Source organism: Microcoleus sp. Pol8_D6, assembly GCF_036700965.1.
In the GTDB taxonomy this organism is placed as follows: Bacteria; Cyanobacteriota; Cyanobacteriia; order Cyanobacteriales; family Microcoleaceae; genus Microcoleus.
In genome coordinates this window covers 16,630-39,962 of record NZ_JAUBPW010000066.1, presented here as the reverse complement: position 1 = coordinate 39,962, position 23,333 = coordinate 16,630, and the positions used below count along the sequence as shown (strand labels likewise).

Below are 23,333 nucleotides of genomic sequence, written 5' to 3'. Positions count from 1 at the left end.
ACAATCGCATCTATCACGGGATGGGATTATATTCTATCGGCACTAAATACTGTAGCATAATTTTGGAGAATGGGTATAAAGTTCCCTGTGATGAACACCATCCCTAATAGCAGTTCGCTACAACTAATGACTAATAACTAATGACTAATCTGTTCGATCGCCCGATCGACAGCAGTGCGGGCGCGGAAACTCAGCGCAGGACGATCGATGCGATCGCGCAGCGATTCAAACCGCGCAGTCGCCCCTTCTCGATCGCCCAAAGCTAAAGCACCCTCAATCAAAATTGCCCAAGCCAGAGCAATCTCGCTGGGATGATCGACCGTCTGAGCGGCTTCTAAAGCAACTTCAGCGCGGGCTGTTGCCAAAAGAGGTCGATCGCACTCTAAATCCACTTGAGCCGCCCCAATTAGCACGTAAGACAGCATCCGTTTGGCATCCACCTGCTGCAAAGTCGCGATCGCCCGCTCCAAAGCAGCATCGGCTTCAGTTTGCTGAAGCTGATAGTTTGCTAAAGCTAAAAGTGCATTGGCGATCGCACCTTCACTACCTTCGCCTTTAATTTTGGCTCCGACGATCGCCATTTCCTGACAATAAGGCAATGCCGCCGCCGGATCGCCCGCTTCCAGTTCCGTCATCGCCAAATAGCTGAGGTTATAACACTCGCACCAGCGATCCTGCTGGGCCGCGGCCGATCGCCACGCCTGTTGCCACAAAACTCGCGCTTGGGCATAGTTCCCGTGATGGCGCTGTACGGCACCCAACCCTTGGTCAATTCCGATGTTCTTCAAACCAACTCTCTCAGCCAGGGACTGCGCTTCTAGCAACAATGCTTCTGCCCGCGCCATTTCCCGTCCAATTTCCGCCAAGCAAGACCCGCCATAGGCCAGCAATCGCACGGCAGTAGCTGGACTCGATGCCCGACTTACCTCTGCTGCCCGCAGCGAGTGTTGGTGAACGTTGGCGAAGTTGCTGCGATCGAAATGCAGGATCACCAAGGCCTCCAGTCCCGTGGCTTCTGCTTCTTCTAAGCCGAGAGCATTTGCTTCATCGATTAAGCGGTGCACCTCCCTGTCGAGTTGAGAAACTCGATCGCCAGTAACGCCTGCGATCGCACTAACCCGCAGCAATTTTAAATGCAATTGAATGCGAGTGCGATCGTCAAGTCCTTGACACTGCTCGATCCCAAGCTGAGCCAATTCTGATGCTTCCGCGTAGGCAAACAATTTCAAGCAACGTTCTGCTGCCGAAAAGGCGCTAGACGCGGCCAATCCGCGATCGCCCCCGATGGCGGCGTGACGAGCAATATCGCCAGCCCAGGCGTTGTCTGGTGTGGAAAGTTGATGCAACTTATGAGCAATTTGCAAATGGATCAAATGGCGGCGTGGTTGTGACAACTGCCGGTAGACAGCCTGACGCACAATATCGTGAGCAAAGTCATAGCCGATTTCGTCACCGAGAGAGGCGCTGGGACGGATAATAGTTTGTTGTTCGAGCTGTTCGATCGCCATCAGCAATTTCGGCAGCGGATAGTCTGCCACATGAGCCACCGCTGTCGGTTTAAAGCTGCGCCCCAATGCAGCGGCCCAAGGCAAAAATTCGCGAGCCATGTCATCCAACTGGTGGAGACGATCGCGGATCAAAGCCTCTAAATTATCAGCATGAGTAGAGCGATCCTGGGACAATGCCCGGGCAACTTCCAGCGCAAACAGGGGATTCCCGCCACTATCGATAAATACGCGCTCCACCGCTTCTGGAGATAGCTCTAACGGATTAACCGCTTGCTGTCTGCGAATCAATTCAGCCGTTTGTTGTCGATCGAAAGGCTGCAATTCCAGCGTTAGCAACCGTCGCTCTCGTCTGAGTGCCTGCACCACCCGCGAGATGCCCGCATTCTCCTCTAGTTCCCTGGAACGCCCGGTGCAGGCGAATAAAATCGGCTTATGACTCAGCAAGCGGATGGCGTAATGTAGCAATGCCGATGAGGCTTCATCGATCCACTGAATGTCATCTAGAATGACGATTAACGCAGCCTCACTCGCACATTCAGCCAGCAGTTGCACCACCGCATCAAATAGATGACTGCGTTCGCGCAAGGGTGCCGGAGGCATATCGGGCGGAGCTTTCCCAGGTTGAGCGAGCTCTGGGAGCAAGAAACCTAGCTCTGGCGGAATGTTGAGGGCGGGGGGAATAACGAGCGATCGCAAAACATCAATCCAGATACCGTAGGGTCGCACCATCTCGGCGGCAAATCCGCGTCCCCACAGCACTTGAACCCCCTGTGCCGTGACTCGTAGCTCCTCCAGCAAGCGAGTTTTGCCGATTCCGGGTTCGCCCGCGAGCAAGAGCACTGGCGATGCCTCAGCGGTGGCGTTTGCGGCGCAGTTCGCAAGCAGTATCGGCTTTGCCCACTGCTGAATCGATGCCCATTCGCGATCGCGTCCCACTAGAGGCGACAAAGCTAAAGGTGAGGGAAACAAATTCGTTTGGGGTGGCCCGGCGGAGTGAGACGAGGGTTGAATGTCGGGCGCTTCGTCTTCCAGCAACAGTTGCTCGTAGAGCTTGCGAGTGATCGCACTAGGGTCAACTCCTAGTTCCTCGCGCAGCAAAGTCATGCAGCGGTGGTAGACTTGCAGTGCATTGGCGCGATCGCCGTTCAAATGGTGCGATCGCATCAAAGCTGCGTAGCTGGTTTCGTGCAACGGATCGATCTCCAGTAAGCGCTGTGCAGAGCGGATTGCAGCCCGATAATCACCCTGATCTTCCGACAGGCGAGTCAGAGATTCAAGCGCATGGAGCAATTTCTGTCGCAGGTGTTCGCGCTCTGGAAAAATCCACTCATCCTCACAACTCGGCAGCAAATCACCGCCGTAAAGTGCGATCGCTTGCTCCCAGGCTGTTCTGGCACCGTTAACATCTGCGGCTCGTTCCGCTGCTTCTGCTGCGGCGAATGCCCGTTCAAACTCAGCCACATCCAGCACGAAAGAGGCATGGGGATTCCATTGCAGGGTTTTGGCATCCGCCAGCAGGTAGCGATCGGCATCGGGGAGTCCCTGACGCAGGTGATGCAATTCCCGGCGCAAGTTGGTGCGAGCTTGGGCCTCGGTGGAATCGGCCCAGAATTGAAAGGCAAGCCGCTGACGGGTTTGGGGGATATCGCGATGCAGTACCAGGTAAGCCAACAAAGCTTGCGGGCGCTCTGTGGTGACACCGACAACGGGCTTGTCTGCACAGGAAAGGCAGAATCCGCCTAGTAGTTTGATATCTAACATAGAAAGCATATAGCTAGATATTATTTGTGATTTTAATCCATGCTCCGGCGTGTCAACTTCAGGAATGTCAGCAGGTGGCGATCGCTAATTGAAATGACATTGCTATACTATGTTATCCGCGCGGCGGTCTGTTTGAAGCCACACTTTTGTATTCTTAATATAAATGTAATATAGGTGCGGTATGATCGCTTTTACTACGACTCTCACTCAATGCAATTAACAAGGCCAACATGATCGCCAAAATTGCTACCATCAGCCTCTTGTTTATAGTTTTGACTCTAGCATTCAGCAACACGCTTTTCAAAAATCATCTGGTAAAACCTTTCACTGACAGCAATTTGTCCAACCAATTAACATCTGATTTGACAATCTTGACCGCCCAAACGGAAAACCAGAACAAAAAAAATACCATGCAACGTATTCTCGATGACAGTGCAAAATTAGAAAAACTAGCTGGCGATTTCCAATTTATAGAAGGCCCGATTTGGCATCCAGACGGCTTTTTGCTGTTCAGCGATATTCCCGCCAATATTATCTATAAATTCGGCTCAAATCAGCAAGTTGAGGTATTTCGCAGCCCTTCGGGAAAAGCCAACGGGAATACTTTAGACAATGAAAACCGCCTACTTACTGGCGAACACGAAAATCGCCGCGTATCCCGCACAGAAAAGGACGGCGAAGTTATCACCTTGGCGGATAGATACGAGGGCAAGCGGCTCAACAGTCCGAACGATTTGGTGGTTAAATCTGATGGCAGCATTTATTTTACCGATCCGTCCTACGGTGTTAGTAAAGATCAGGAAGAATTGGGCTTTTACGGTGTTTACCGACTGGCACCACACGGAAAATTAACTCTGCTGGTTAAGGATTTGGTGCTGCCCAATGGCATCGCTTTTTCACCAGACGAGCAAAAACTTTATGTCAACAATTCGGAAGCGGGATACATTGCCGTTTTCGATGTAAAACCGGACGGAACTGTTACCAACCAGCAGCTTTTTGCGGAGTTAAAAGATGCCGCCACTAAAGACGGAGTTCCCGACGGTTTAAAAGTCGATGTAGAGGGGAATGTTTACAGCACTGGCCCGGGGGGAGTGTGGATTTTCTCGCCGGATGGTAAGCTTTTGGCGAGGATTTCTGTACCTGAGACGGCGACTAATTTGGCTTGGGGAGAAAGCGATCGCAAAACGCTTTATATTACGGGAAGTACAAGTCTGTATCGGATTCGCCTTAAAATTGCGGGCGTGCGGGCTGGAAAATGATCTAAAATCGGGCGAAGTTGAAAGTAAAGTGACATTGGCAGGCGAATCTCATATAAAGTATTTGTTTGTAGTAGTTCTTCAGGGCTGCTGCGAACTTTTATTGAAGACATTTTTTGACTGCGATGTTCATAGCCCGCTTGCATAAATTTCTGACTGCGACTGTGGATGAAAAATCCCGATCGCGCACAATATTTTGGTTAACTCTAAGCTTGACATTTGCCGCAGTTTATGCTATTTTAGGACTCAAGCAAGTCTTCAGCGCCGAGTATATGGTGCAAGACGATGCGAGGCAGCACGTTTTCTGGATGATGCGGTTTGTCGATCCTGAATTATTCCCCAACGATTTCATTGCTAATTACTTTCAATCAGTCGCCCCCGCAGGATACAGCACGCTCTACAAATTAGCCGCAACAGTTGGTATTCACCCGCTATTTCTTCACAAAATATTGCCGCTATTTCTCGGCTTAATTTCCACTTATTACTGTTTTGGCCTGTGTCTGGAAATGCTGCCAGTGCCGATGACTGGATTTATTGCATCTTTGCTGTTAAATCAGCATATGTGGATGACTGATGATTTGGCTTCCACAACGCCAAGAGCTTTTATATATCCGATATTTCTGGCTTTTTTATATTATTTGTCGCGCAGTTCGTTGCTGCCTTGTTTGGGAGCGATCGCACTTATCGGACTATTCTATCCTCCTTACGCCTTGGTTGCTGCCGGAATTTTAGTTTTGCGCCTGCTATGCTGGAAAAAAGGCGGTTTGCGCTTGTCGGGCGATCGAATTAATTACCTATTTTGCACTACAGGTTTGGGATTAATATTTTTAGTAATGCTGCCCTATGCCTTAGATAACTCTGAATTTGGCCCAACTTATACCGCAGCAGAAGCGAAGCAAATGGCCGAATTTGCACCAGGTGGCAGAAATGCTTTTTTTCGCCCAAATCCCAAAGATTATTGGTTGACAGGGCGGGGTAGCGGGATGTTTCCCAAGTCGCTGTTTACGCCTGTAACTCACTGTGTCGCGCTATTATTTCCGCTGCTGCTATTTTTGCGATCGGCTTTTCCCTTAGCAAATCAGATTCAAAGCAAAATCTGGCTTTTGCTTCAGCTATTTCTAGCATCCTCGGCGATGTTTTTTGCGGCTCACGCCACCATTTTTAAGCTATATCAACCCGGTCGCTATACAGCCTATAGCTTGCGATTTATTGTTGTTTTAATAACTGCGATTGCCCTAACTTTAATTATCGATGGAGTAGGTCTTTGGGCTTCAAAAACCACAACAACATTTGATGTAAAAAACCTAGTTGCACTAATTACGACAGCGATTATCGCTATCGCCGTTGTCCTTTATCCCTGCTTGACCGAAAAATTTCCCACCGTCGGGTATGTAGAAGGTAAAATATCGGGTTTGTACAAATTTTTTGAACAACAACCTAAAGATATCTTGATTGCTTCAATAGCGGGAGAGACTGACCAATTGCCAACATTTAGTCAGCGTTCTGTTCTGGTAGCCAAGGAATATGCAGTGCCTTATCAGAAAGGCTACTACAGCAAATATCAACAGCGACTTAACGATTTAATTCGCGCTCAATACACTCCCAATCGAGCTGTATTGCAAAATTTTATTAATCAATATGGAGTTGATTTTTGGATGCTCGATCGCAATGCTTTTACTCTTGAGTATATAAAGGATGATGGCTGGCTAAATCAATTTGATTCTACACCGGAGGCGACGCTTTCTCTAGAACGAGGGAAAATTCCCGCCTTAGCTTCAGCAATGACAAGTTGTGCTGTTTTTCAAAATGAAATTCTAGTGGTTTTAGATGCTTCTTGTATTGTGAAATTGACCGGGAATTAAGGCGTGGCAGAGCCTTGGGATATGCGTTCTCAGAAAGAGCCTGGGAACTAAGAAGAACTGTTCGGATTCTGAAACTAAAATTGCTGCACGGATCTTCTGTAGGAGCGATCGCACAATGCGTTATAATGCCCATAAGAGATAATGGTGCGAGTCAATGACACAAGTTCTCGATCGGGAAATTCTCGATGGGCGAGTGGTGCTCAACGGCACTTGGGAGCAATTCAAGTTAATCCAGAAGGTTTCGGAAGATTCCCCTGGCATAAAGTTGTCTTTTTTTGCAGGGGCGATCGAGATTCTGATGCCGGGATTCCAACACGAAAATTTTTCTGAAATCATTGGTTACTTGGTGACTACTTTTCTGCTGCAACAAGGTCTTAAGTTTTACCCTTCTGGTTCAATGACGCAGGAGAAGACGCCAGAAGCTTCTACTCAAGCAGACAAATCGTTTTGTTTGGGAGAAGCTAAGTTGATTCCCGATTTGTCGATCGAGGTAGTTTATACTAGCGGTGGACTGAGCAAATTGCCAAAATATCGGGCTTTGGGCGTGCCTAAAATCTGGTTTTGGGAAGATGGCACGCTGCGGCTGTATCATCTCCGGGAAGATGGCTACGAGCAAGTAATTAAGAGTCAACTGTCAGGATTGGAAACGCTGGATATCGATTTGCTAAGACGCTGCATTTTAATGGGTGAAACTGATTTGCCTGAAGCGGTTAAGGTTTTTGGGCAGGGAATCTCGATCGATCGTACATGACAGCAAGACTTTCGATTTTCCTAATTGGCTATCGAAATTTTAGTGGTTTTGGCAACATCTGGAAAAAATAGTATCCCCACATCCCGGACTTCTTAAATAAGTCTGGTTCTGCTGTTGCTGGGAACGAGAAATACAGTCTTTTGTAGGGGCAATTCCCCTGCGGTTGCCACTCCTGAGAGGTAATGTTGCGGATATCGGGCAATTAAATAATCTCCGCAATCAAAGGTGAATATAAATCCGGGGTCAAGTTCGCAGACAATGAAAATTGCACAAAAGCTCGATCGCCAATTATCTCTTTAACAAAAACATGGCAACACTTTACGTCAACCCCCAAACAGGCAGTGATGCCGCAGCGGGCAGCCAATCAGCCCCATTCAAAACTATAGCCCGTGCAATCATCGCCCGCGCTGCATCGGGAACTACGATTCAGTTAGCAGCGGGAACTTACAGCGCTGCTAGTGGCGAAAAATTCCCCTTGGAAATTCCTTCGGGAGTAAAACTTATTGGCAATGAAGCTAACAAAGGTAGAGGGATTCTGATTCAAGGCAGCGGCAAATTTGTCAGTCCCAACGCTGCAAGCCAAAATATTACGATACAGCTAGCAACTAATTCGGAATTGCGCGGAGTAACTGTCACCAATCTCGATAGTCGTGGCACCGGAGTCTGGATTGAGTCAACTTCTCCGACCGTAGCTAACTGCACTTTCACACTTTGTAAGCGCGAAGGCGTTTTTGCCACGGGCAGCGCTAATCCTGCGATTCTCGACAACATATTTGTGGCAAACTCTGCGGCTGGGGTAATGATGGCGGGAACTGCTAAGGGAGTAATACGGCGCAATATTTTTCAAAAGACGGGTTTCGGCATTTCTCTGGAAGCTAAGTCGGCTCCTTTGATTGCTGATAACCAAATTTTGGAAAATCGCTCCGGTATAGTTTTAGCGGGGGAATCTCAGCCGATTTTACGCAATAATCGCATCGAAAAAAATACGGAAGACGGTTTGACTGCGGTGGAGAAGTCGCTGCCAGATATGGGTAATGCTCAAGATTTAGGCGGCAATATCTTTCAGAATAACGGCGAATTTGACTTGCAAAATGCGACTGGGGTTAAGATTTTTGCGGGGGGAAATCAGCTCAATTCTTCGCGGGTGAAAGGTTTATTTGATTTGGGCAATGTGACGCCAACTCCGACTCCTGGCGGGCTAAAGTTTAGCGACATCAGCACGCACTGGGCTAAGGATTTTATCGATCGCTTGGCAAAGATGAATATTGTTAGCGGGTTTCCCAATGGCACTTTTCAACCTTACGAGATTGTAACTAGAGCTCAGTATGCGGCTATGTTGGCGAAGGCGTTTGAATTGGTGCCGCGCCGTGATGCGACTGTTTTTAAGGATGTGGCGGCGGATTTTTGGGCCAAGGGAGCGATCGACCAAGCTAATCGAGCTGGCTTTTTGGCTGGATATCCAGACAGCACGTTTCGCCCGGAGCAGAATTTGACTAGAACTCAGGCGATCGTATCTTTGGTAAACGGCTTGCAGTTGGCGGGCGGCAACCCCAATTCTTTGAGCGTTTATGTCGATCGAGCTCAGATTCCCAGTTTTGCCACCGACGAGATAGCAACCGCCACAGAGCGCAAAATCGTGGTCAACTATCCCGCGCGCGAAAAGCTTGCCCCCGCCCACGACATCACCCGTGGCGAGATATCCGCCCTCATCTACCAAACTCTGGTAGCCACAAAGCGGGCCGAGCCCATTAACTCTCTTTACATCGTCTAAGGGAACTGGGAGACAAGGGAGAGGAGAACTTGGGGTACAAAGAACTCACATCTTCCACCTTTCTCGCTCAACAGGCTTTCCGGCCTGTTCGACAAAGAGTAGACTAACCTGAGTTCGGGTTAAGCAGAAGGGAGAAAAAAGGCATCGATATTGAGAGAAGGCTTTTTAGGATGAAGGCAATAGGCAATCAATCCACAGATCAAGTTGACTAAGAAATTGACCGGACTGCGACGGGTGAGAATGCTCAATCTGAGAGATGTTTTTTAGTTGGTCGATAATCGTCTCAATGATGGAGCGTTTGCGCGTTAGCAGCTTATCCATCCGTGGCATCAGCTTATTTTTCATATTGCGCTTTGGCTTTGTAATCAGTTGAATCCCAATCTGGGTTCAAAAACTTGGCAGAAATCATCGACAGCGCAAAATAGTTCTTCTAAACTAATCATGGGACGAGCCTGTAAAGCTTTGGTTTGATGACTTTTAACTTACTTGCTTGTCCCTTTCTTATCCCGAACTCACGTTACATATAAATCGCACGGCTCAGACGAACCCCGAAATCGGCATCCGGATTTGTCGTAGCGTCACCAAGTCGCTCTTGTATCACTGCAACTGCTAAGTCCCGGCGCTTTGGCGATCGTGATGCGTCGGCAGATGCCAGCGCTGCCGCCATCTGTTCACGCGTGAGATCGGTGCAATAGCAGGGCGTGCCGGGTTGCTGACGCCACGAATCGGCGAGCGCCCCGGCGTCGAAAGCATCAAGCCCGGTGTCTTCGACGAGGGCCATCGCCACGGAGCGATCGTTCTGGCGGTCAGCAGCCACAGGGATGGCTATACGGTCAGGGCTTCCAGCAGGCTTGCCCTTGGTGGCGAAGGAGCCAGACCCGATCGCATTCCACGCCTTGGCGATCGGCCTGCCTAGCTGTTGGGCCACCCAAAGGCTCTCAACCTGCCCGGCCTCGATGGCATCGATCTTGTCGTCGCGGAGGGGATAGTAATTGGACGTGTCGATGACAACTGTCTCGGCTGGTAGGTTGGCGATTAGCGGCGCGATTGTGGGAATGCGGTTGAGAGGGATCGAGAGGATCGCCACGTCAACGTCCTCCACCGCTTGGGCCGTCGAGACCGCGCGTGCGCCGAAAGCCAGCACATCGGCCGCAATGGTTTCGGGGCCGCGCGAGTTGGCGACCTTTACGTCATGTCCGGCCTGAGCCAGTTTGCGGGCCAAGGTCTTTCCAATGTTACCAGCCCCTAAAATGCCGATTTTTAAATTCTTTGTGTTACTCATGAAAAATGTTCCTTCTTATTCCGTTGCTTGATAGGGTCGTGCCAACCTGTTCAAGGTGTCACGCAGTTTGGCCAGTCAGGAGCATTGGCCGCCGATACGGGCGATCAACTTGCCGTTGACCGCACCTCCCAGACGTTCGAGAGCCTCGGGGACTTCAGCGAACGATATGATCTTGTCGATTGGCATGGAGATCTTCCCTTCGGAGAACAAACGACCTAGTGTCGTGATCGCGTCGTCGCGCTCTTCAGCGGTGCGGACGCTGTGCAAAGCGCCGGTGACGGAAATGCCATGCGTTAGGATATTGAAGGGCTCTATTGTGGGGAAAGTCGAACCACCGGCAAAGCCGATCAGGATATAACGTCCGCCGATGGCAATCGCGTCGAGCGCTTGCTCGGCTAATGGCGACCCGACCGTGTCATAGATGATATCGGCGCCTTTGCCTCCGGTCAGCGCGCGAACCTGCTCGATGAACGAACCGGTCTTAAGATTGATGACGTGGTCGGCGCCTTGCTCCCGGCAGAACGCGGCCTTGTTCCCGTCGCGCACGGTGGCGATCACGTTAAGGCCCAAAGCCTTAGCGAGCTGGGTCGCGGTGGAACCGGTGCCGCCCGATCCGCCAAGTACGAGCAGCGTCTCGCCCGGCTTCGCACGGGCGCGGTTGACCAGCCCGACATAAGCGACATGGAATGTTCCCAGGAACGCTGCCGCCTGCTCGTCGGGCATGTCGTCGGGTGCTAGCACCGCGCCAACGCCTGGGGAGAGGCAATACTGCGCCAAGCCACCTGAGCCGCGGGTGAAATTGGTGCCGCCGATCACCCGCGTGCCAATGGGAAAAGGATAGTCGCGTCCTGCCGTTTCCACGATGCCGACGACCTCCTGGCCCGGAGTCACTGGCGGCGTAGGCGTGAGGAAGTAGCGGCCTTCCAGCATCATGCGGTCAGGCAGACCGATATTGGTCGCCAATACCCTGAGCAGCGCCTCTCCTAGTCCTGGAATAGGAATGTCGATATCGACCAGCTTCAAAACATCACTGGGTTTGCCGAAGGTCTCTGCGCGCCAGGCTTTCATTATCAAACTCCAATATTTCAATCATGGATGTTTCAATCATGGATGGCGTTGCTCGCTCATCCTCTCCAGAGCGAATTCGCTCCACAGCAAATGATGCCTTTACATTTGCAATATCCGGCTGAGACGAAGAAAGTATTCCGGGTCGGGATTAAGGGTGGTGCCTTCAGAGCGCTCCAGCAATATCGCCCACGTCAGATCACGCCGCTTGGATAAGCGCTCTCTTTCGGCGGAGGTCAGCGCATCGGGTAACTCTGCCAAGGTGAGGTCAGTGCAATACACAGGCGATCCCGGCTGCATCCGCCATGAGTCTTCGAGTGTGCCTGCATCGAAGGCATCAAAACCCGTATCTTCCACCAGCGCTAATCCCACTTCACGATCTCGGTCCCGGTCTGCCGCCACAGGCAAAGCAATACGGTCGGGGCTTCCTACAGGCTTCCCCTTGTTCGCAAATGAGTCCGAAACGATGGTGTTCCACGCTTTGACGATAGGACGGCCTAACTGCTCGACGACCCACAAGCTCTCGACCTGCCCCGCGTCGATGGCCTCAATCCTGTTGTCGCGCACGGGGTGGTAGTTCGAAGTGTCCATGACAACGGTGTCCTCTGGCAAGCCCGCGAACAAGGGCGCAACCTTGGAGTAGCTGGTGGGATTGATGGAGAGAATGACCACTTCAACGTCCTGCACGGCTTCGGCTGATGTAACGGCGCGCGCACCGGACTCCAGCGCATCGGCGGGGATGGTCTCTGGGCCACGCGAGTTAGCGACCTTTACGTCATGTCCGGCCTGAGCCAGTTTGCGGGCCAAGGTCTTTCCAATGTTGCCAGCACCCAAAATGCCGATCTTCAAATTCTTCGTGTTACTCATGGTAAATCCTCCGTGTAAATCTTCCGTTTTGGATGTGAATATCTGTTAATTGTGGAAAGTCACGCTTTCTTCGATAGGGGCTTTGTCGATCCGATAGCGATTGGCGGTGGCCGTCTTGTCGGGATAGCCGAACGAGATACCGAACAGCATCTTCAGGGACGGATCGATGCCCAACAGCTCGCGGATCGTGTCGGCGTAGAAGCCGAGCATCGTCTGCGGTATGCCGCCAAGCCCGTGCGCCGTCAGCGACAGCAAGAATGTCTGGCCGTACATTCCGATGTCGCCAGCCACTCGCACATCGTCGCCAAAGGAAGGCATGAACAGCAGCGCGGCGTGCGGCGCACCAAAAAATTCCAGGTTGTATCGTGCTGCGGTGCGGCGATCTTCGGTCGCTTCGCGCGAAACGCCAATCGCTTGATAGTAGGCCGCCCCTTGCGCCTTTGAGCGCTCGCTGTAGACGGCGCAGAAATCGGCGGTGGAGAAGCTGAAATCGGGTGTCAGTCGCCCTGCCTCGTCGTCCGCAAGGAGAGCCTTGCTGAGCGCGTCGCGTGTCGCGCCGGAGACGATGTGAACCTGCCAGGGCTGGGTGTTGCAGTTCGAGGGTGTGCGTTGTGCGTCTTCCAGAACCGAGCGGATCACAGCGTCGGGGACAGGGGTTGGCAGGAAACTCCTGACAGAATGACGCTCGCGCACAGTCTCTTTAAAAGACAATGTTTGCGACGGCCCGTTTGCTAATTCGATGGGGCTGCTTGGTACAGGTGTTGTATTTGACATGGTGAATCCCAAAAAGGTGGTCATTCGGTAATCGAGTCGGGGGCGTTGGCCGAACGGGGATGACCTAGCCCGTTCAAGGTGTCGCGAAGCTCGGCAAGGTCTTCATCGGAGAGGCGGCAGGCTGTCTCGATCTTTTCAGGGATCGAGCACGCTGCCTCGCGGAGTGCCTCGCCCGCTTCTGTCAGCTCGATAAGAACGCGGCGTTCGTCCTGTTGGTCACGGGTGCGCGTCACCAACCCCGCGCTCTCCAGGCGCTTTAAGAGGGGCGTCAAGGTTCCGTTATCCATACCGAGTTCTTGCCCTACTTCCCCAACAGTGCGCGGGGTGCCCTCGTAGAGAGCCAGCATGACCAGAAACTGAGGATAGGTCAGGCCCAAAGGCTCAAGAAAGGGCCGATGAAGCCGAATGACGCGGTTCGACGCACTATAGAGGGCAAAGGAAAGCTGCCTCCCCACGCGTCGCCGTTCGTTGATGTTCGAGTTGTTATCCATTTAAAAATCCAGTCAACAACTATTATATAGCACACTACATAATAGTTCGATACCTATAATTCACTTTTTTCTGGGTTTTCTGTGGCGACCCCTATAAGTGCGTGTTTCATAGGGCGTGAAATTGGCGTTTCGCCAGCTTTGGCTTGGTGAGCCGCTTGAGAATGAGGCGGATCGTGGACACATATACGAAGGCTTCTGGGCTAGGCGGCAGCGCCTCATAATCTTTGCTCAGAGGCCGGTTGCGACCCAGCTAGGCGAAAGTGCGCTCTATTTCCTTCATCTTAAGAAGCCTTCTCTCAATATCGATGCTTTTTTTCTCCCTTATGCTTAACCCGAACTCAGGTTAGATTATCTTGTGGAGTGGGCCGGAGAACCCGCCCTGAAAGGATTATTGAGAATGGTGCAATATCTCAGAAGAACCAACCCATATCCCCTCGCCCTTGTCTCCGATTGCCTCACTCTCACGCACTCTCACCCGCTTCCACTCTCCCAAGTCTTGATTTGCGAGTACCCGAATCGTTTTATGATTAAACATTAAGAAATTAAGTAAGCAATCCTTAAGGTTCGACTGTCAAATTATGGCTAAAATTCAATTTTCTCGGGGTATAGACGAAGATGCTGTACCCGAAGTGCGCCTAACCCGTTCTAAAACGGGAGCTCAAGGCACTGCCACGTTTATCTTTGAAAATCCCAAAGCTCTCAGCAGCACCAGTACCGAAGACATTACTGGAATGTACATGATCGACGAAGAAGGCGAACTCCTCACTCGCGAGGTTAAGGCTAAGTTCATCAACGGTCAGCCTGCTGGTTTGGAAGCTCTTTATCTAATGAGAAGTCCCGAAGAATGGGATCGATTTATGCGTTTTATGGAACGCTACTCGGAATCAAACGGCTTAGGATTTAGCAAGGCATAATTGATGGGGAATAGGGCATGGGGTATGGGGCATGGGGTATGGGGCATTGGTTATTGGTTGTTAGTTATTTGATCATGAATAACTAACAACGAAGAAATAACAACTAACTAATGACTTCTTCGCTTTTCCCTCTTCCCTCTTCCCTCTTCCTTCTTGCTTCTTCCTTCTTCCTTTAACATCTGTTATATGACGCAAATTCCTCACCCCGACTTATCTAAAATAACCGTAAACTGCGCTATCATTACTGTTAGCGACACCCGCTCGGCGGAAACAGACAATAGCGGCTTGTTAACTAAGAAGCTGCTAAAAGATGCGGGTCACTCTGTGGTAGCTTACACTGTTGTTAAAGATGATGCAGCCAAAATTGTATTGCAAATGCAGGCTTTTTCCCAGCGTGAAGATGTAGATGCAATCATTTTTAACGGCGGCACGGGCATCGCTCCCCGAGATACGACCTATGATGTGATGGAGAGTTTGCTTGACAGGATTTTACCAGGATTTGGGGAAATATTTCGGTTTTTGAGCTATCAAGAAATTGGTTCGAGGGCGATCGCCTCTCGCGCAGTTGCAGGCGTCTATCAAGGCAAGTTAGTCTTTTCTCTTCCGGGCTCTAGCAATGGCGTGAAACTAGCTGTGGAAAAGCTAATTTTACCGGAATTAGTTCACTTGGTGACGCAGTTGCGCGGAGGATGAGAGCGAAAGTTCGGTTAATTTATTGACAATCAAGCAATTTGGCTACAAATCGTCCGAGGCATCCGTGGAGTGAGAAAAAAGCTTTGAATCCTCATCGCAAGCCCCCGGTTGGATCGGTGAGGTCGCTTTCTTCAATCTCTTCAATCTCTTCAATCTAAAATCTAAAATCGACTTACTGCATTCACCGCAAGAAACGGGTGGCTTTGAGCCTAGTATATGGCTAAAGTGAGGAAACATCAAAATTCCCCTGACTGAGACTAGATGATTTCAATGCAGAATGCCAGTGTCTATGCTAGCGAAGATTATCACCGGATTGCTCGGGCGATCGCCTTTATGCGACAACACCACCTAAACCAGCCGAATCTGGCAACTGTGGCCCAACACATAGGACTGAGTGAATATCATTTTCAACGGCTATTTACTCAATGGGCCGGCATTAGCCCCAAGCGGTTTTTGCAATATCTGACAGTTGAATATGCCAAGTCAAAAATCACTCAGACTCAAAGCCTTCTAGACCTAACATTGGACGTGAGACTATCGAGTCCCGGACGATTACACGATTTATTTGTGAACTTAGAAGCAATGTCACCAGGGGAGTTCAAAGCAGGCGGAGCAGGTCTGCAAATTCGCTATGGCATTCATGATACCCCCTTTGGCAAATCTGTAATCGCGACAACTGCCCGCGGTATTTGTAATCTTTATTTCTTGGATACAACAGACGAACAAACCGCCGAACAAAGACTGCAATTGACCTGGAAAAAAGCTGAAATCATTCGTGATGAGCAAGCCACTCAATCATTGCGTGACCTGATTTTCACTTCAGAAACTCTCAGCGAGCAAAAATCACTAACGCTCTTGGTAAAAGGCACTAACTTTCAAATTCAAGTTTGGCGAGCACTTTTGCAATTGCCATTTGGGGCGATCGCAACTTATCAGACTATAGCTCAAATGGTAGCACGCCCAACTGCTGCTAGAGCTGTAGGAAATGCGATCGGTAAAAATGCGATCGGCTATCTAATTCCATGTCACCGAGTCATTCGAGAATCTGGAGAACTCGGTGGCTATGGCTGGGGAGTAGAGCGTAAAACAGCCATGTTAGGTTGGGAAGCTAGCCGTACAATCTGCGATTGATTATCCTTTTCGTTTGTTTGCACGACAATTATGAACCGTTCGGTGCGAACCTGCACGCCGAGTGCTGTAGGAGCGAAGAGCTAAATACCCTTCTCGGTTCCATTATACAGCCCTATTTGAGACTCCGATTGTAGAAATCAGCAACTTTTTCAACGTACATCTTTGGGTTCGTATTGTAGCTTTCTGGATGTTTCTTCGCATTGGTTTCCCAATATTCTGCCGAAGGATATGCTTCTCGGAGTTGGCGAGCGTTTTGTATAGGCGTATAAGGATCGATCGCACTGTGAATTATCAAAACTGGCCTAGGGAAAATACGACCTATCTCCTGCACTGGCTTAGAAGAAGTTAGATCATATCCAGTCAACAAATGTCCAAACATCATGGTAGAAACAAGAAATATCCCAGGTAATCCTGAAGCTGACTGCCAATGCTTCTGAATAATTGGATAAACCTCTGCGTAACCACTGTCAGTGACCACTGCTCCGATGTCAGAGTCATCTGCTGCTGCTCCAAGTACAGTAGCAGAACCCATTGAAAAACCTAAAACACCAATCTTTTTTGGCTTAAAGCCCCTGATTTTAAGCCAATCCACTGCTGCAATAACATCTCGCCTTTCTGTAATTCCAAAGGTGAAACGAGAATCAGCACTTTGCCCATGTCCTCGCAGATCGATCATAAGTATCGAAAAGCCTTTTTGATTCATAGCTGAACCAAACTCGGCAAACTTTCCAGCAAGCTCACAAGTCCGACTGGAATTCAATCCATGCACTAAAATTAATACCTTGTCTGTTGGTTTTTCTGGAATAAACCAACCAGCAATCTCCACGCCATCAGGTGCGCGAAATGTTACATTTTCAGGAGGAACAGCAAAAACAGATGCTTTAAGAGGGTCAAAGCATCTGTTTGGCTTTGAAAGAGTATGTCCTGCATAAGCTGAGATGCCGAAATAGCCAACCACTAGAAATGCTGAGATACCTGAAGCTAACTTGATAAAAAGATGCTTTTGGGCTTTCATCTATTTTGTTCCCTAGTTCTTGCCGATTATTTTCAGCGAATGTTGGATATAATTTCCTGGCTCCATCAGTACCGCGTTAGCAGGTTGAGTGAAATATTCCCCCGACTTTCTTACCTTGTTGCATTAAATTGTTGAAAAGGTCTACAGCCAATTTGGTATGCCCAATATAATACTCAATACCTCTTTGATGCAGCAGTTCTTCAGTTTCGGGACAGGTATGTAGCATGAGTTCCATACCGCGTGTCAAAACCATAAATTCTATACCTTGCTCTAAAATTTCTTCGATATTAGCAGGTTGAATACCTGGTTGGTGACGAGTACCTGTCAGTCTCCAATCCCATTCCTTAGAACCTCCAGGCCATACTTTACAATCTTTGAATTGACAAGTTTGGCCGTCAGTGGTTACTTTAATACGTCCCCAAGAGATATGAGTAATCAGGCTTTGATGACAATTGCTCATAATATTGTGTATTTATAAAAAAGATAAACAAAAGACATTTCACTAATGTAGATAGGCTCACCCAACCGCTAAATTGAGATGCCCCCATTAACTTTAGTTTAACTGAAATTATCTCTCTTCAGTAAATCAAGGCTCGTTTACAAACATCAAGTCATTGAGTTAAGCATTCCTCGCGCCACTTTCGAGATATGGGTGCAAACATTTCTACCCACAGATGTTTTGTCCATTCATAGTTCTGGTGTGACTTACGCTCAGAAACCCGGTTTCTACCCTATGTCGATAGACCGAAAATAAATTTCCTGGTCAAGGTCAATCTACACTAAAAATAGTGTGTTTCGCTAGCTTTCTAATCATATTGTTTCCGGTTGCATCAGTATTGTTCAAATATCCCAACAGTCAGTTGTCAGGAAATCATAATTTTACTCAACATTCAACAATCATCTCATTCGTGCAACCGGAATCACTATCACCAAGATAGGTTATTCGAGGAAAATCCCAGCAACTTTGTCTCCATTCATAGTCATGTGTGCCACAAATTCATCTCCACCATCTTCAAAACTCAGCTTCCACAAATAAATCGGAAAATTACCTTGTTTTATTTCACCAAAATAATTAATTGAGTATCCCTTTTGCAGGCGGGAAGCAAGCTGCTCGCTAACATCGTCAAACATTTTTTGTGTAATGCTCGCTTTGTAGCCTGCATCACCGACTGTAGTAAAAAGCTCGTAATTTTTCGATGCTGTCGCATCCAAGATAACCTGCAAACAATCGATGACGTTTTGAGAGGGGTCGGTCGGGTTCATGCTCATGTCCTTCTTTTAGGGTTCTATCAAAATGTCTAACAAATGGCGCTGTGAATAGCTTCTACGGCTGTCTAATATCAAATCCGGTAGCATCGCCATTATTTATCAGTAGGGGGTGCGAGCGCAGAAATTTTAAAATCCACAGATTAGACTATTTACACTCACCCACCGCCCCAAGGATTGAATAATATCTATGCAACTTTACCATTTATAGCAGTTTTCAATCGAATTAAATAAAGACAGCGTTAGACACGGCACTGCCGTGTCCTACCCGATATTTGTACTTCACTATACTGAAAATCGCTCTATTGCCTCAGCAACAACAGTGCGGTGTCGGACTGTATTGCAAGTAATAGTTGGCTGTGCAAAACCGGAATCTACCAAAGCTTGCTCAATATCCAACCCAAAATACTGATCCAAATAAGGCTCCGTACTCTTGAGCAAAGTCAAAATATAAGGAGGCATTTTGGCATATACTTCCGACTGAGGATTCATATCCATAATTGTCAAATGTCCGCCAACACGTAGCAAACGCCTCGCTTCCCGGAAAATTTCTCTCGTAGCTTTCTGTGGCAATTCGTGACAAACTAAACAAATAGAAACTAAATCAAAAGCAGCCGCAGGCAAACCAGTAGATTCAGCAGCAGCGTGCACCCAAGTGGGAGATGTTTGATTTAAAGATTCAGATTCTCGCTGTTGGGAACGGTATTTAGCAACTGCTAAAAAATAAGGCGACAACTCCACCCCAGTCATCTTCGCTTCCGGGTAAACCTCCCCAAGAGCAAAGGTACTCATTCCCACACTGCATCCCAAATCAACAATATCCTGCGGTGAAGAAGCAATTTGAGATTTGATGACTTCGTGATAGCTGGCGCGGAGTTTAGCATCGCCTTCTGCACCTGCTTCCGGCCAAATTGTGGCGTGAACTGTACGGGCGGCAACTTCAACTTCTGTAGCAGCTTCCCAACTCATATTACCTTGTTCGTAAGCGTGGAATGAAGTTAGATAGTATTTCGGGTAAACAAGATCGGGATTTTGGACGCTGAGCAATTCTGCATCCCAATTTCGAGCTAAAAGTGCTTGGGATTCTTGTCGCCAATGCACTCCGATTTTTTCGGCTCTTTTTATCATCATTTCCCGCGCTTGGTGCTTGGCTAGATTAGCCAAAGGCTTGATGGAAAGGACGCCATTTACTAAACGCGAGGCTACTCCGGGAGTTTTATTAACTGCAACAGTCATCTTTTAGATTTTTCTATTTTGCGCCCTCTATTTTAACACGTTTAGGAAAATTTGATTCGGTCAATATAATGAAACTTAACTTTGTGCTGGCGAGTGAAATGCAAATGTTTTGTGGAAAAGACTTTTTTTAAATGAACCGCAGACGGCGCAGAGAACGCAGAGTTAGAGAAGAGAGAAAAGCTCAGAGTATTGCAAAACAGGAGCTGGTCGTCTAATATTTATTTGTGCTTACCTACTTAGTTCTGGGGAATTCATCTGGAATCTGGAATCTGATTTACCGAAGTTGGAGTATTTAAAAGAACACTTTAAATCTGGCTATTCAGGAGTTTGTGATGAGCAAATCTATTGTGGAATTGGTTGACAATCTGCCGTCTGGTGGCGTCACTGTGAAGATGTTAAAATCTCTCGATTTTGTGGTTCCGGGCGAGTGGAACAATCTAACGGGTTTTGATAATACTATTGAAGCGGTTACAGGGGAAACAAAGCGTAAATTAGTTGGGAAAATTCGCGATCGCGCGATCGAGCTTTACGCCAACCCCAACGAACCCTATCAAGGCGTAGTCAGGCTTTACCAGTTAGCAGACAGCGCCGACAGTGCGTTAGGTGCAACGGCTATGGCCAGTAAAATCGGCGAAAACATCGGCTTTCTTTCCTTTCTCAACCGCCTCACTCCCAAAGCTGACACAACTCAAACGATCGACTTGTGCGTCAAAGTGGCGATCGAGCTAATTGCCTTCTGCAAACTTAACAATATTTCCCTTGACAATGTGGGAAGCTTTGGTAATTATTTATCCCATTACAAAGGCGAATCTCTGATGCGGATGGCTGCATTAGTTTGCGCTGACGGTTTAATTCCCCTTGGCCCGGACTTCATTCGAGTAGCACAAAATACCCTAGGCGGATTGAATCCTTCAACTTTGCAGCAAAACTCAACATTCCAAAATATCAGCAACCTAATTCCCGGCGCAAATAATTCACAAAAGTTCGGATTTGTGACCACAACTTTCGCTTCAGCCCAAGGTTGGATGAACAATTTAGTACAGTCTCGCGGCTTAACTCCCGCCATAGTTTTAGGCCATCTCAAGCAATACGTTGATGTTACCGATGACAAATTGGATTATGTGGCCGCGTTTTTAGACATGACTACCAATTATTACGAACATACGGGAATTCAGACGGTTGCTCGCCGATTGATCGATCGAGCTTATGGCGAAATAGCCTCTGGCAGAGACTAGAAAAGTCCTTCCCAGGCGAGGGAAAACAGCGAGGCCGAGCCTCGGTATCTGCGTTCCCAGGCAGAGCCGGGGAACGAGCGAATAAACTTCGATCGCAATGTGAGTTAAAATAAGCAGATTATGTTTAGCAAACCTATTTTAATCGCATTGTGAAAAACAAATCGCTTCCTTCATCCGTAACAGTCAAACTCGGCAAATTTGTCTGGACATCAATGTGGCAATTAATGATGTCAAAACTAGCGCCGCCCGATCGCACCGGAGCATACATTCGCCCCAGCAGCAGTTTCCGCAACTTTGTCAGCACTGCACCAGACAACCCTCACGGGCCCGCTGCGGGACGGTATCGCCTCTTCGTGGGTACGGGATGCCCTTGGGCGCACCGCACTCTGGTGACGAGGGCGCTCAAAGGGCTGGAAGATGCGATATCTGTGTCGATTGTCTATCCCTCTGAAGGGGGAATGTGGGTGATGGAGTCGGAGACTTTTGGCTGCAACACGGTGCCCGAACTTTACCAGTTGGCTTTACCGGACTATCAGGGGCGGTGTACGGTACCGGTGCTGTGGGATGAGTCGAAAAAGGCGATTGTCAACAACGAGAGTTCGGAAATTATTGTGATGCTAAACTCGGAGTTTAACGAGTTTGCTAGCAATCCTCAAATGGATCTTTATCCTCTGGATTTGCGAGAACAAATTGACGAGTGGAATGAGAAGATTTACCAATCGGTGAATAACGGCGTTTATCGCTGCGGTTTCGCGCAATCTCAAGCTGCTTATGATTCGGCTTGCAGTGAATTGTTTGCTGTTTTAGACGAGATCGATCGATCGCTCTTGAGGAGTCGTTACCTTTGTGGCGATCGGGTGACTTTAGCAGACGTGCGGCTTTTTACTACTCTATTCCGTTTTGATGCAGTTTACTACAGCTTGTTCAAATGCAATGTGCGCCGCATTCAGGATTACGAGCATTTGGGAGCTTATCTTCGCGATTTGTACCAGTTACCGGGAGTTGCTGGCACTTGCGATTTGGAGGCTGTGAAGCGCGATTATTACGGCAATTTGTTCCCGCTGAATCCCGGCTGCATTATCCCCGCTGGACCCGATCCGACGAGTTTGCTCAAAGCTCACGATCGCGCAGGGATCAGAAACCGGGTTTAGCTCGTTCCCAGCCTCTGCCTCGCCTTAACCCTCTAACAAACCCTCCATTCTCTCCTTTGGATGGTCGCGCAGGGACTCAAAAATCTGGTTTAGCTTGTTCCCAGACCCGGGGAACGAGGAGAGCAATACCAAATCCAGCATCAAAGCATCTAATCTTTAAGCTTACTTGGGAACGAGGAAATAGTCTCGCTAAATGTCCTGACTGTTATTTCCCTGCCTAAATCCTGAGCTAGTAAATCGATACCGTTAATAACTTTATTTGCTTCTGCAATACTCAAAATCTCATAGCATTTTTCCCGATAATCGGGACGATCTTGGAAATACTGAATCGCTCGATCGAGCGGTTCCATAACTTGATAAGCTGCTTCCGCTTTGTCGATCGCCTCTTGGGGAATCGGAGTCGCTAACCTTTGAATCGCCAAGTCGATTAAATCTCTAGAATTTACCCGATCGCTCGGCCATCGATCCGCATTTGCCAACAACTTTTCTGCTATACTATCGATTTGATTCAAGCAAGGAACAGGCGACCAATTTGGATAATTGGGCTGGCCAAACTGAATTCGCCCTTCACAAACCATCTCGAATTTAATAGTAGTGCCGTCAACAATAACAGGAAATCTTATCCCATACTGGTTGGCTTGAATATCGTTTGGGAGAACAATGCGTGAAGCGAAGCTATCCCCAAGGGAATCGCGACTAGCAAAAATCGCATCATAGCCTCCTTCGGCAACTTTTCGGCGCAGAAGACGGTAGCCATCATCCATCGGACACATAAAGTCAATATCCTGGCTCAACCGATATTCTCCGTGTTCCATACTTACTAGCGTTCCGCCCCCAAAATACGCCCGACATTCCTGTAGAAATTCGACATTCAAGTGGCTGAGTACAGTTAATATCTTTTGATGAATTTCGCGTTTAAACATTGCTTGAGAACTTACCCAATTTTCGGGATTGTTTGGCGAGCAACTGCTTCCCAATTCAGCAATTAGCCAAGACTGATGCTGTTGGCTAATTGCTTGAATAAAAGCCATTTCCTCGGAGCTAGGTTTCCCCAAAACTCCCCAATAATGCCAGCCGGATTCGTAGCGGCATAGCATTTCCTTGAAACTCATTTTTTTGACATCAGCAATTTGCCAGCAGATAGCTTGAAGAAATGGGAGTTCGGCGGGAATTTTTAAGGTGGTTTTCACTTCTTCTTTGTTCATAAATTTTTTCTTTTTTAATGAACCGCAGAGGGCGCAGAGAACGCAGAGGAAGGGAAGAGAGAAAAGACAACATAACTGAGGCTGACTCTGGTAAACAGT

Annotated in this window: 20 protein-coding genes and 1 pseudogene; 9 read left to right on the top strand and 12 right to left on the bottom strand. The window is 48.5% G+C overall.

Annotated features, from left to right (window positions below):
- Positions 1 to 137: 137 nt before the first annotated feature.
- Positions 138 to 3,278, bottom strand: coding sequence for a BTAD domain-containing putative transcriptional regulator (locus QUA10_RS22695; protein ID WP_333086373.1), 3,141 nt, complete (start codon positions 3,276 to 3,278; stop codon positions 138 to 140).
- A 401-nt stretch (positions 3,279 to 3,679) separates the two neighbouring features.
- Between QUA10_RS22695 and QUA10_RS22690 the strand changes: the two genes are divergently transcribed.
- The 4 genes from QUA10_RS22690 to QUA10_RS22675 all read left to right on the top strand — a co-directional run bounded on the left by QUA10_RS22690 (position 3,680) and on the right by QUA10_RS22675 (position 8,909).
- A complete protein-coding gene (locus QUA10_RS22690; RefSeq protein WP_333084789.1) occupies positions 3,680 to 4,528 on the top strand; it encodes an SMP-30/gluconolactonase/LRE family protein in 849 nt (282 codons plus the stop codon).
- Between the two features lie 122 nt (positions 4,529 to 4,650).
- Positions 4,651 to 6,387 carry a hypothetical protein gene (locus QUA10_RS22685; protein WP_333084813.1) on the top strand — a complete coding sequence of 579 codons (1,737 nt, stop codon included), beginning with the start codon at positions 4,651 to 4,653 and terminating at the stop codon, positions 6,385 to 6,387.
- A 154-nt stretch (positions 6,388 to 6,541) separates the two neighbouring features.
- Entirely contained in the window at positions 6,542 to 7,138 is a 597-nt protein-coding gene (locus QUA10_RS22680; RefSeq protein WP_333084790.1) for a Uma2 family endonuclease, read from the top strand.
- Positions 7,139 to 7,445: 307 nt separating this feature from the next.
- Positions 7,446 to 8,909 carry a DUF1565 domain-containing protein gene (locus QUA10_RS22675; RefSeq protein ID WP_333084791.1) on the top strand — a complete coding sequence of 488 codons (1,464 nt, stop codon included), beginning with the start codon at positions 7,446 to 7,448 and terminating at the stop codon, positions 8,907 to 8,909.
- A 119-nt stretch (positions 8,910 to 9,028) separates the two neighbouring features.
- Here the strand turns inward: QUA10_RS22675 and QUA10_RS22670 are convergent.
- The 6 genes and pseudogenes from QUA10_RS22670 to QUA10_RS22645 form a co-directional block, all read right to left on the bottom strand.
- Positions 9,029 to 9,287 (bottom strand): annotated as a pseudogene (locus QUA10_RS22670) (transposase); the annotation flags it as partial.
- Positions 9,288 to 9,426: 139 nt separating this feature from the next.
- On the bottom strand, positions 9,427 to 10,191 hold the full coding sequence (locus QUA10_RS22665; protein WP_333084792.1) for an NAD(P)-binding domain-containing protein: 765 nt from the start codon (positions 10,189 to 10,191) through the stop codon (positions 9,427 to 9,429).
- A gap of 75 nt (positions 10,192 to 10,266) precedes the next feature.
- Entirely contained in the window at positions 10,267 to 11,259 is a 993-nt protein-coding gene (locus QUA10_RS22660; RefSeq protein ID WP_333084793.1) for an NADPH:quinone oxidoreductase family protein, read from the bottom strand.
- 99 nt (positions 11,260 to 11,358) lie between these two features.
- A complete protein-coding gene (locus QUA10_RS22655) occupies positions 11,359 to 12,123 on the bottom strand; it encodes an NAD(P)-binding domain-containing protein (RefSeq protein WP_333084794.1) in 765 nt (254 codons plus the stop codon).
- Between the two features lie 45 nt (positions 12,124 to 12,168).
- Positions 12,169 to 12,897: a nitroreductase gene (locus QUA10_RS22650; protein ID WP_333084795.1), complete on the bottom strand. Its 729-nt coding sequence runs from the start codon at positions 12,895 to 12,897 to the stop codon at positions 12,169 to 12,171.
- 20 nt (positions 12,898 to 12,917) lie between these two features.
- Positions 12,918 to 13,388, bottom strand: coding sequence for a MarR family transcriptional regulator (locus QUA10_RS22645; RefSeq protein ID WP_333084796.1), 471 nt, complete (start codon positions 13,386 to 13,388; stop codon positions 12,918 to 12,920).
- Between the two features lie 578 nt (positions 13,389 to 13,966).
- Here QUA10_RS22645 and psb28 point away from each other — a divergent pair.
- From psb28 to QUA10_RS22630, 3 genes are all read left to right on the top strand, one after another.
- Positions 13,967 to 14,302 (top strand): photosystem II reaction center protein Psb28, encoded by a 336-nt coding sequence (gene psb28, locus QUA10_RS22640; RefSeq protein WP_333057059.1) that lies wholly within the window; start codon positions 13,967 to 13,969, stop codon positions 14,300 to 14,302.
- A 186-nt stretch (positions 14,303 to 14,488) separates the two neighbouring features.
- Positions 14,489 to 14,995 (top strand): MogA/MoaB family molybdenum cofactor biosynthesis protein, encoded by a 507-nt coding sequence (locus QUA10_RS22635; protein ID WP_006632696.1) that lies wholly within the window; start codon positions 14,489 to 14,491, stop codon positions 14,993 to 14,995.
- A 270-nt stretch (positions 14,996 to 15,265) separates the two neighbouring features.
- Positions 15,266 to 16,126 carry a methylated-DNA--[protein]-cysteine S-methyltransferase gene (locus tag QUA10_RS22630; protein WP_333084797.1) on the top strand — a complete coding sequence of 287 codons (861 nt, stop codon included), beginning with the start codon at positions 15,266 to 15,268 and terminating at the stop codon, positions 16,124 to 16,126.
- Positions 16,127 to 16,238: 112 nt separating this feature from the next.
- Here the strand turns inward: QUA10_RS22630 and QUA10_RS22625 are convergent, their stop codons facing one another.
- The 4 genes from QUA10_RS22625 to QUA10_RS22610 all read right to left on the bottom strand — a co-directional run bounded on the left by QUA10_RS22625 (position 16,239) and on the right by QUA10_RS22610 (position 19,643).
- Positions 16,239 to 17,141, bottom strand: coding sequence for an alpha/beta fold hydrolase (locus QUA10_RS22625; RefSeq protein ID WP_333084798.1), 903 nt, complete (start codon positions 17,139 to 17,141; stop codon positions 16,239 to 16,241).
- A gap of 76 nt (positions 17,142 to 17,217) precedes the next feature.
- Positions 17,218 to 17,601: an Mth938-like domain-containing protein gene (locus tag QUA10_RS22620; protein WP_333084799.1), complete on the bottom strand. Its 384-nt coding sequence runs from the start codon at positions 17,599 to 17,601 to the stop codon at positions 17,218 to 17,220.
- A 479-nt stretch (positions 17,602 to 18,080) separates the two neighbouring features.
- Positions 18,081 to 18,404, bottom strand: a complete 324-nt coding sequence (locus tag QUA10_RS22615; protein WP_333084800.1) for a hypothetical protein — start codon at positions 18,402 to 18,404, stop codon at positions 18,081 to 18,083.
- Between the two features lie 288 nt (positions 18,405 to 18,692).
- Positions 18,693 to 19,643, bottom strand: coding sequence for a class I SAM-dependent methyltransferase (locus QUA10_RS22610; protein WP_333084801.1), 951 nt, complete (start codon positions 19,641 to 19,643; stop codon positions 18,693 to 18,695).
- 332 nt (positions 19,644 to 19,975) lie between these two features.
- Here QUA10_RS22610 and QUA10_RS22605 point away from each other — a divergent pair, with 332 nt between their 5' ends.
- Positions 19,976 to 20,878, top strand: coding sequence for a hypothetical protein (locus tag QUA10_RS22605; RefSeq protein ID WP_333084802.1), 903 nt, complete (start codon positions 19,976 to 19,978; stop codon positions 20,876 to 20,878).
- A 212-nt stretch (positions 20,879 to 21,090) separates the two neighbouring features.
- The gene (locus QUA10_RS22600) at positions 21,091 to 22,029 is read left to right on the top strand and encodes a glutathione S-transferase C-terminal domain-containing protein (RefSeq protein WP_333084814.1); all 939 of its coding nucleotides are present in this window, start codon (positions 21,091 to 21,093) and stop codon (positions 22,027 to 22,029) included.
- A 149-nt stretch (positions 22,030 to 22,178) separates the two neighbouring features.
- On the opposite strand, the gene QUA10_RS22595 is transcribed toward QUA10_RS22600, so the two are convergent.
- Positions 22,179 to 23,234: a nucleotidyl transferase AbiEii/AbiGii toxin family protein gene (locus tag QUA10_RS22595; protein ID WP_333084803.1), complete on the bottom strand. Its 1,056-nt coding sequence runs from the start codon at positions 23,232 to 23,234 to the stop codon at positions 22,179 to 22,181.
- Positions 23,235 to 23,333 lie beyond the last annotated feature (99 nt).